Annotated in this window: 9 protein-coding genes; 6 read left to right on the forward strand and 3 right to left on the reverse strand. The window is 49.8% G+C overall.

What is annotated here, in order from left to right; genetic code table 11:
• The gene (locus tag BLV87_RS08695; protein WP_093067524.1) at positions 1 to 198 is read left to right on the forward strand and encodes a CPXCG motif-containing cysteine-rich protein; all 198 of its coding nucleotides are present in this window, start codon (positions 1 to 3) and stop codon (positions 196 to 198) included.
• Here BLV87_RS08695 and BLV87_RS08700 read toward each other — a convergent pair.
• From BLV87_RS08700 to BLV87_RS08710, 3 genes are read right to left on the reverse strand one after another with little or no spacing between them, the layout of a single operon-like run.
• Positions 195 to 887 carry a phosphatase PAP2 family protein gene (locus tag BLV87_RS08700; RefSeq protein WP_093067526.1) on the reverse strand — a complete coding sequence of 231 codons (693 nt, stop codon included), beginning with the start codon at positions 885 to 887 and terminating at the stop codon, positions 195 to 197. The two genes, BLV87_RS08695 and BLV87_RS08700, sit on opposite strands and share 4 nt — an antisense overlap.
• Positions 884 to 2,314 carry an ArnT family glycosyltransferase gene (locus BLV87_RS08705; RefSeq protein ID WP_093067529.1) on the reverse strand — a complete coding sequence of 477 codons (1,431 nt, stop codon included), beginning with the start codon at positions 2,312 to 2,314 and terminating at the stop codon, positions 884 to 886. The genes BLV87_RS08700 and BLV87_RS08705 overlap by 4 nt, the downstream gene beginning before the upstream one ends.
• Entirely contained in the window at positions 2,311 to 3,246 is a 936-nt protein-coding gene (locus tag BLV87_RS08710; RefSeq protein ID WP_093067532.1) for a lysylphosphatidylglycerol synthase domain-containing protein, read from the reverse strand. Before BLV87_RS08710 ends, BLV87_RS08705 begins: the two co-directional genes overlap by 4 nt.
• A 57-nt stretch (positions 3,247 to 3,303) precedes the next feature.
• Between BLV87_RS08710 and BLV87_RS08715 the strand changes: the two genes are divergently transcribed.
• From BLV87_RS08715 to lptG, 5 genes are read left to right on the forward strand one after another with little or no spacing between them, the layout of a single operon-like run.
• Entirely contained in the window at positions 3,304 to 4,308 is a 1,005-nt protein-coding gene (locus BLV87_RS08715) for a glycosyltransferase family 2 protein (RefSeq protein ID WP_093067535.1), read from the forward strand.
• Positions 4,305 to 5,861 carry an ArnT family glycosyltransferase gene (locus BLV87_RS08720; protein WP_093067538.1) on the forward strand — a complete coding sequence of 519 codons (1,557 nt, stop codon included), beginning with the start codon at positions 4,305 to 4,307 and terminating at the stop codon, positions 5,859 to 5,861. The genes BLV87_RS08715 and BLV87_RS08720 overlap by 4 nt, the downstream gene beginning before the upstream one ends.
• Positions 5,858 to 6,613, forward strand: coding sequence for a phosphatase PAP2 family protein (locus tag BLV87_RS08725; RefSeq protein ID WP_093067540.1), 756 nt, complete (start codon positions 5,858 to 5,860; stop codon positions 6,611 to 6,613). Before BLV87_RS08720 ends, BLV87_RS08725 begins: the two co-directional genes overlap by 4 nt.
• 6 nt (positions 6,614 to 6,619) lie before the next feature.
• Entirely contained in the window at positions 6,620 to 7,687 is a 1,068-nt protein-coding gene (gene lptF / locus BLV87_RS08730) for an LPS export ABC transporter permease LptF (protein WP_093067543.1), read from the forward strand.
• Positions 7,684 to 8,751, forward strand: a complete 1,068-nt coding sequence (gene lptG, locus BLV87_RS08735; protein WP_093067545.1) for an LPS export ABC transporter permease LptG — start codon at positions 7,684 to 7,686, stop codon at positions 8,749 to 8,751. Before lptF ends, lptG begins: the two co-directional genes overlap by 4 nt.
• The last annotated feature ends 188 nt before the right edge of the window (positions 8,752 to 8,939 follow it).

Consider the following 8,939-nt stretch of genomic DNA (forward strand, 5'->3'; position numbering starts at 1 on the left):
ATGTCGCAGGTTCTAACACACACTGACATCACCTGCCCTTATTGCCATTCCGCATCCCCCATCGAAATTGACATTATCGCAGGTAGCCAAGACTATATCGAAGACTGCCAAGTCTGTTGCAACCCGATTCAACTTTCCATTGAAATCGATGCAGACGGTGAAGTGACCCGCATTGATGTGCAACCGGGGAACAGTTAAACCAAATAACGCGCCTCACGTTCGGCAATGCGCATGAGAGGGTAATACAACAACCACGCAGCGAATAGCACCACCCACCCTGACCACATCACGTCAGAGAGGAAATGCCCCCCCGCTGCCATGCGCGTCACGCCAATAGCGCCACCTAACAATAACGCGAACACCAAAGCAACCCTTGCCCATTGCGGCTTACGTTTACGCCACAAAAACCAGAACGCCACAAACGCAAATCCAATCGAACTATGCCCACTGGGAAATGAACGCCCATTGCCATTCGCCACGAAATACCCCGGCGGCACATAGGTCTCTTCCCCTCCTAACTGCACGACTTGCACAGGACGTGGCCTACCCCAATTATCCTTAAACACACTATTAACCAATAAACCGGGGCCAATCAGAAAGACCAATATCACATACGCCGCATACAAACGCATACGATACCAACGCCGCAAGACGGTACTAGACACTATAATCAACACACTAACGATTAGCACGCTGCCCGCAATATAGGGCACACCATCGTAGAACAACGCCTTCCACAGCGGGAAGTCATCCAAAAGCCAATAACCCGCTTGCTGAAACAGGGCAGCAACGGTTAAATCCCAATCAGACAACCAAAACACTAGCGTAGACGCAGCCACAACATTGAACCACAACCACAGTTGTGGGTATTGCCCCCCTAATTTCATTGCAACACCAGCCCCTTAAAACCTGCCAGCAAAAACGTATGGTAATTCAGCTTATAGGTAGAATGAACCTCAACGTGCAACGGTGCGAGCGCTCGCACCGTTGTAAAGTACCCTTCAATCCCAACCGGCAAGGTGCTGTTAGCCGTTACCAGTAAAAAGTCCTGCCCTACCTTATCATGCAATGTTGTTATCAAATCATAATGGTGGCGCTGCTGCTGCCGTGGGTTCCAACTCACCCCTTGCAAACCATTAGGACGAGCGTAATAGGCCAACTCGCTCAGCACGTCTCGTCCATCAGCCAACAAGAGCGCGTGAGGGTATTGTTGTTGCAACGCCAAGTATTGCGCACCGAGAGCATCCCACCCTTTCAGGCGTTTATGCAAATCCCCCCCCAACACCTGATTCAACGGTGCGGGGTGGTAAACCAACAAACCCAGCACGATATTCAACACCAGTACCACAGCGAGCGTTTTCCACTTTGCATACAACCACGCCGCCATTAGCAACGTTGCCGCCACATACGTGGGGGCAGCCCAATTCGCATTCGCCCGCCCAAATAATGCTTGCGCCGTAATGATCAGCAAAAATGGTAACGCAAAACTCAATAGCAGCGTTTTATGCGCCACTTGTCCTTTCCACACCACCCATACCGACAATGGAAACAACAGCAAACCGAATACGCCGAACTGCCCACCGAGAAATTCCCCCAGCTCATCCCAATGCAAAACACCTTGCGTACTACCGGCGGCAATATCAGCGGTATGCTGAAACGTCGGAAAACCGTGTTGCCAATTCCACCACACGTTGGGGGAGACAATCAGCAACATCACTAGGATGGCAGCCCATGCACGCGGATTACGCAACAAATCAAAACGCCGTGCCGCTAACACATACACCAGTGCAGAAACCAGAAAAATCCCCATGGTGTACTTGCTCAACACTCCCAACCCCAGCGCCACACCCAGCAGTAGCCAGTCATCCCATGCATCGCTATCCAACGCAAACACGAACGCATACAAGGCCAGTGTCCAGCAAAAGAATAGTGCCACATCCGTCGAAATCAGCGTCGAAGACAAACTCACCGCAGGCAAGGTAATAAATAATACGGCGGCCAGCAACGCCACCTGGTGATCAAACAACTTCCGCGCCACCAAAAACAACAGCCAAGTGCTCAAGGGGTACAGCAGCAAACTGCCTGCACGTACACACAATTCACTATCACCACACAGGCTGGTAGTGGCGGCAATAATCGCTGCAATCACCGGCGGCTTAGAATAGTAGCCCCACGCCAAATCTTGTGCCCAATACCAGTATTGCGCCTCATCGACGTACAAATTCAAGCCATTGCTTGCCACCACCCATGCCCGGTAAGCCGTGATTCCCAGCAAAATCAACAGCAATGCAAGCCCTGTATGCCGTTCACTCATGCTGATTTAACTTTCAATGGAATCAACCATCCCACCAAAGCCCCCACCAAGGAAGACCCCAGCACAAACACATGCACATTCACTGCCCCGACTGTTGCCACTTGCATACTCGTCACTGGCGATAGTGCTGCCATGACCCCGGCTTCATACGTCCCAAATCCACCCGGTGCATGAATCGGCAAGACACTGGTCAACTCACCACCAACCACGCCAGCTAACAACATATTCCAACTAACATTCGGCACAAACTGCCCCAACAACCACGCTAGCGTTACCAATTTCACCACCCAGTTGGCCCAAGTCATGACCCAGCTACGCCAAAATTCACCCCAGTTATCCGGTAAACCGTACATGGCTTGTTGGGCTAATTCACTTAACTTGCCGTTTTTACCCGCAAATGCCACCTCAATCCGGTTACGTAACAGATACACCACGATCGGCAACAGCATCCACAACACAACCAGTGGAATAGCCACCCGCTTCAACGGTGTCACCACCAATAAGGGGTAAATCGCAAACGCTAAAATCGTGTGTAAATCCAAAAAGCGGAACCACACTAGCGCAGACACCGAATGTGCATAGCCCACACCAAAATAGCGTTTCATCATGACCGGAAAACTCAGCTCACCGGTGCGTGCAGGCAATAGATTATTCAGCGCATTATGCAGCAACATTAGCCGCCAGGTTTGCAACCACTGCCCACCTAACTGTTGCGGAAAATAATCATACATGCGCCATGCTCGCAGCGCATAACTCAGTATCAATAACGCCAAGGCAATCGCCCCTTGCGCCCAGCCAAACGTTGCCCAAGGTGCTAATACCGTTTTCCAACCCAACCAGTACTCAACACCTGCGATAAACAGGATAAGAATTAGCCACGAAATTGCTAATTTCCAGCGTGCCGTCGATGTATTGCTCTGTTCTGTCATCATTCACCCGCTTTAACGTATAATCTGGGGCTGATTGTAACCGAACCGGACATTGATTTAATGACAAATTCTCCTGATACCGTCAGTATCATAGTGCCCTTCTATAACGAAGAAGGTAACGTCCTGCCGCTAGTCAAGCGTGTCAGCGAAGCATTGGCACACTTTGAATGCCAATGGGAACTGGTACTGGTGGACGATGGCAGTTCCGACCACACCCTAAAACGCCTGTACGAAGCCGCTGCGCAATTTGGAACACATATTCATATCGTTGAACTGCAACGCAATTTCGGGCAAACCGCTGCCATGCAGGCCGGTATTGATCAGGCACGCGGCAGCCTGCTGGTAACGCTGGATGGTGACTTGCAAAACGACCCGGCTGACATTCCCGCCATGATCAAAGAATTGCAGGAACGCGACCTTGATCTGCTAGTCGGTTGGCGTAAAAACCGCAAAGACACGCTGATCATGCGCAAGATTCCCTCGCGCATTGCCAACCGCCTGATCCGCAAAGTTACCGGTGTCAATTTGCATGATTACGGTTGCAGCCTCAAAGTCTACCGCGCCTCGGTCATGAAACGGGTACGCTTGTATGGTGAAATGCACCGCTTCATTCCGGCGTGGGTCGCAACCGCTGTACCACCATCACGCATCGGCGAAACCGTGGTTAACCACAATGAACGCTTGAGCGGCGAATCCAAATACGGTATTTCCCGCACCTTCCGCGTGATTATCGATTTACTGTTCATGTGGTTCTTTATGCGGTATCGGGCGCGTCCGGGGCATTTGTTTGGCACGATTGGCTTGGCATTTGGTTTGATTGGTTCACTGATTTTAACTTGGCTGGGTATCGACAAATTCATTCTGGGCAATGATATTGGTGGCCGCCCCTTATTGTTGGCGGGGGTAATGCTGGTGATAACCTCCATTCAATTCCTGACCACCGGCATTATCGCGGAAATGTTATCGCGGATTTATTTTGAATCCTCCAGCCGCAATGCTTACGTTATTCGTCCTCCTCGCGATGAGGAAGAGCCTGAACACCATTGGCACACCCCTAGCGCATGAGAGTAGCATCTGGTTTGCGGTACTGGTTACTGCACAGCGGGGATGGTTTCCTGCTACCGCTGGTGATACTGGCGTTTTTCTGGCAGCTCGGCACACCGGCGCTGTTTGATCTCGACGAAGGGGCATTCAGCGCGGCAACGTGGGAAATGCTCCAGCGCGGCGATTTCATTACCACCTTCCTCAACGGTGAGCCGCGCTTTGACAAGCCTATCCTGATTTACTGGTTGCAGGCACTGAGTGTGTCGGCATTCGGGATTAGTGAATGGAGTTTGCGCTTGCCGTCGGCATTAGCTGCGAGTATTTGGGTGATGGCAACGTATTATTTCGCGAAACCGCGAATGCCCCGGCAAAACGCCATGCTTGCGGCGGTGATGGTGGCAACTTCCGCGATGATTATTGTGATTGGGCGGGCAGCAACAGCGGATGCGGTGCTCAACGTACTGATGACACTCACCCTATTTGATATTTGGCGGTATTGGGAACAACCCAAACGTATGGTGTTGTTTCGGGTATTTTTGTGGTTAGGTTTGGGTTTTTTGTGTAAAGGGCCAGTAGCCGTCGCCATTCCCTTCGTCGTCAGTGCATTTTTATACATCAGCAACAAACAATGGAAAACATGGCTACAAACCGTGTTCCACCCTTATGGCCTAGTGGTGTTTCTTGCCGTTGCAGCACCTTGGTATGTGTTGGAATACATGGCACAAGGGCAAGCTTTTATCGACGGTTTTTTCTTTAAGCACAATGTCAACCGCTTCTCCGATACGATGGAAGGTCACGGCGGACATGTCTGGTATTACCTAGTGGCTTTGCCGTTTATCATTATGCCCTTTGGCGGCTTGTTGGTGCAGTTGGTAAAGCAAGCAGGACGCGAGAGCATTGACCAGTTTTTATGGTTTTGGTTTGCGTTTGTGTTTGTGTTCTTTTCGCTTTCCAACACGCAATTACCGCACTATTTATTGTATGGCATTACGCCATTGCTGTTATTGCTGGCAAAGTACTGCGGGGAGAATCCTCAACGCTGGTTGGCGGTCGTTCCGGCGGTATTAGTTGCACTACTCTTGCTATTCTTGCCGGAATTACTGGCAAAATCGCTAGAACAGAATCCCAGCTTGTACTTCCAAGGCTTACTAGAGCAAGCGAAAAAAGTGACGGGGCTTTATTACCGGGCTGCCACGTTTATTTATTTGCTGGCATTGTTGGCCTTACTGCTGTGGCCTAAGGTACAAAATCACCTGCGTTTGATCGCTGTGGCAGCGTTGCAAACGGTGTTTTTAACAAGTGTGCTGATTCCTGTGGTGGCCTTCACCCAACAAGCGGCGGTGAAAGAAGCCGCACGGTTTGCACGTCACCACCTCGTTGATTCGGTTATCGTGATGGATGGCGTGAACATGCCGAGTTTCACCACTTACCGCCAAGCGCTTACACCACGTCGCACCCCTGAAATCGGCGAATACGTGTTTTCCAAAGCGGATCATTTGCAACCGCCCGAACATTACGTGATTGTGTTCAAGCAAGGTGGTTTAGTCTTGGCGAAAAAGGTTAATCCCCCATGAGAGATGCAGCAGAAACCAGTGGTGTGCCGATTTTATTGCTGTTGCTATTAACTGCTATCGTCGGTGCGAGCGGTTTGAACACCGAACTGTTTCTGGCAATACAGCATTTCACGGCATTACTACCTGACACACTTTGGGCAAATTTGACCATTTTGGGGGATGCGCTGGTTGTACTAGTGCTACTGAATGGGCTGGCATGGCGTTACCCCCTATTGCTGCCTGCTGGATTATTGGCAGGGCTAATCGCCACCTTGTTGACCCGCAGCTTGAAAACCTTGTTAGAAATTGAGCGCCCATTGAGCGTGTTAGGTGCACAAGCGCAGGTGATCGGCGTTGATTTACAAAATTTTAGTTTCCCCTCTGGTCATACCACTGCCGCTTTCGTCTTGGCGGGGGTATATGCACTGATCCTGCAACGCGAACGCCTGACTGCGGTACTGTTTTGCTTAGCCTTGCTGGTGGGATTCAGCCGCATTGCTGTGGGCGCACACTGGCCAATGGATGTATTGGCAGGTGCGGCATTCGGCTGGTTTTCGGCTTGGGCGGGTTGGAGGCTGGCTTTGTACTGGCGCTGGAGTCAGTCATCGCTGGGGCAACGCACACTGGCTTTATTATTTTTGTTATTTTCTCTGCTGCTTTTTCTATTGAATACCGGCTACCCACAAGCATTCTGGTTGCAAATGAGTATTGCCAGTCTCATGACAGCGATGAGCCTCGTAACCCTGTGGCGAACCTTCCACAACACGGCCTAAACCAACATGATTATTAACCGTTACCTGTTCAAAGAAATTGCACTCAGCTTTGCTGCCACCCTGCTGGTGTTAACGTTGATTATTGTGGGTAACACCTTTGTACGGTTGTTAGCGGATGCCAGCAGCGGCAACTTACCGGCGGATTTGGTGGGTAATTTGTTGTGGTTTGGCTCGTTGAAACAACTGATTCGCTTGATTCCGGTTGCGCTGCTGATCGGTATGATGCTGGCATTCAGTCGCTTGTACCGCGATTCAGAAATGGCGGCATTGCGGGCTGCTGGGTTTGCTCCCCGGCATTTTTACCGTGCTATTTTTAGTTTTGTATTGCCCTTAACACTGTTGTTAGCCGTGCTAGTTATCGTGGTATCGCCTTGGCTAGAAAGCAATAATGCTGACTTACGTCGTGAAATTAATGAGCGTCCAGAAGCAGCCGGTATTCCCCCCGGTGAATTTGTCAGCTCTGGCACGGCTGAACGCAATTATACCGCACTCGCTGAAAGCATTGACCCTAGCCGCACGGTCATGGAACGCTTTTTCATCCGCGCTCAAGATGGTGCTAAAGAGGTGCTGATCTGGGCTAAATCGGCGGTGTTATTCATTGATTCCGGTAGTGGTGAGCGTGTTTTACAAATCAGTGATGGCTACCGTTATGAATCGGATCCAGAACAAGGCGGCATGACGATTATCCGTTTCGGCGAACACAGCATCCGCATTCCCTTACGCAATTACAGCGCCAGTAACAGCTTGGCAGCCGTTCCTATTTTGGAATTGTGGTCACAAACGGATAATGCATCGCAAGCAGAATTGCAATGGCGTGTTGCGGTAATCATTTCAGCACCGTTGTTGGCTTTATTGGCATTTCCATTGAGTTATACCGCGCCTCGTCAAGGGCGTTACGGCAAAATTGCAGTGGCTATTCTTATCTACGCCCTCTATGCCAGTTTGTTAGCCACCGTGCGGGGCATGATGGAACGCGGGGATTTCCCCTTATTGCCCGGTCTGTGGTGGATACACCTGTTAGTACTGGGATTAGCCTTCTGGCTGTTGCACAAATATTACGGAAAACCTGCATGAATCATTTAGAACGCTATTTGTGGAAAAGCGTCCTTTCGAGCATTTTACTCACTTGGTTGTCACTGACTCTGCTCGATAGGTTTTTTGCGTTTCTCGCTGAACTAGGGGATGTCAGCCCTGATACGCAATACGGTAATGTGCAAGCACTTTATTACATCCTCATGGGAACGCCTAAACTTCTCTACGATTACTTTCCAACGGCTACGTTGATTGGCAGCTTGCTAGGATTGGGTAATCTTGCTGCTAACAGCGAACTTACTGCCATGCGGGCAGCCGGTATTTCCATACACCAAATTGTGGGAATGACACTAAAACTGGGGCTGGTACTGGTAGTAATGGTTTTTGTATTAGGTGAATGGGTTGCTCCCCATACTGAACTGGCAGCCAGTAGCTTTAAATTACGAATGCAGCAAAAGCAGTTAGCGATCGGTAATCAAGGGATCTGGATTAAAGATGGCAACCGCATTATCAATATTTCTAAATTATGGTCAGAAAAGAAAATGGAAGGGCTGGCTATCTACACAATCAACCCGGAAGCAGGACGCATTGACACCATCACTCACGCTGCTCGCGCTGAACGCGATGCAACAGGTTGGGTCTTATACGAGCTGACTCGTAAAGTGATTCAAACTGATGGTGTTCGGCAAGAAACATTAGCTCAAGTCCATGAAGACAAACTCATTCCAGAACAAGTACTGAGCATTGCAGCAGTAAAACCCAATCAGTTAGCTGCCACTGAGTTGGCGGATTTCATTAAGCATCAGCGTGAAAACGAGTTAAACAGCAAACGCTTCGAGCAAGCATTCTGGCAGCATTTCACCACACCCTTGTCAACGCTGGTTATGCTGATCATTGCAGCACCTTTCGTCTTCAGTTTTCAGCGCAATGCGGGAGCAGGGCAACGCATATTTATTGGCATTCTCATTGGTATCGTCTTCTTCTTGTTTAACCGTATGTTTGGAAGCGTAGGTATCGTTTACGGTATTCCGCCTTTGCTTTCAGCCACTTTACCATTGTTAGTATTTCTAGTAGGTGGGGTGTGGATGTTGCAGCGTTTACGTTAAACATTGCAAAACCATATAACCAATCATATTCGTAGCTCTAAACTGTTCACTGGTAGTGGATAACGGCAACGAAACGGATAAAATTCCAAAATTAGGCATAAAAAAAGCCCCGGAACGGAAACCGTTAACGGGGCTTTTAGGATTGATGCTTGGCGTTGACCTACTCTCACATGGGGAGACCCCACACT

The sequence above is a fragment of the Thiothrix caldifontis genome (assembly GCF_900107695.1).
GTDB lineage: Bacteria > Pseudomonadota > Gammaproteobacteria > Thiotrichales > Thiotrichaceae > Thiothrix > Thiothrix caldifontis.

Bases quoted from the DNA above. Each gene is read 5' to 3' on its own strand.
- BLV87_RS08700 (WP_093067526.1), bottom strand. From the start codon at position 887: ATGAAATTAGGGGGGCAATACCCACAACTGTGGTTGTGGTTCAATGTT.
- lptF (WP_093067543.1), top strand. From the start codon at position 6,620: ATGATTATTAACCGTTACCTGTTCAAAGAAATTGCACTCAGCTTTGCT.
- lptG (WP_093067545.1), top strand. From the start codon at position 7,684: ATGAATCATTTAGAACGCTATTTGTGGAAAAGCGTCCTTTCGAGCATT.
- BLV87_RS08720 (WP_093067538.1), top strand. From the start codon at position 4,305: ATGAGAGTAGCATCTGGTTTGCGGTACTGGTTACTGCACAGCGGGGAT.
- BLV87_RS08710 (WP_093067532.1), bottom strand. From the start codon at position 3,246: ATGATGACAGAACAGAGCAATACATCGACGGCACGCTGGAAATTAGCA.
- BLV87_RS08725 (WP_093067540.1), top strand. From the start codon at position 5,858: ATGAGAGATGCAGCAGAAACCAGTGGTGTGCCGATTTTATTGCTGTTG.
- BLV87_RS08695 (WP_093067524.1), top strand. From the start codon at position 1: ATGTCGCAGGTTCTAACACACACTGACATCACCTGCCCTTATTGCCAT.
- BLV87_RS08715 (WP_093067535.1), top strand. From the start codon at position 3,304: ATGACAAATTCTCCTGATACCGTCAGTATCATAGTGCCCTTCTATAAC.
- BLV87_RS08705 (WP_093067529.1), bottom strand. From the start codon at position 2,314: ATGAGTGAACGGCATACAGGGCTTGCATTGCTGTTGATTTTGCTGGGA.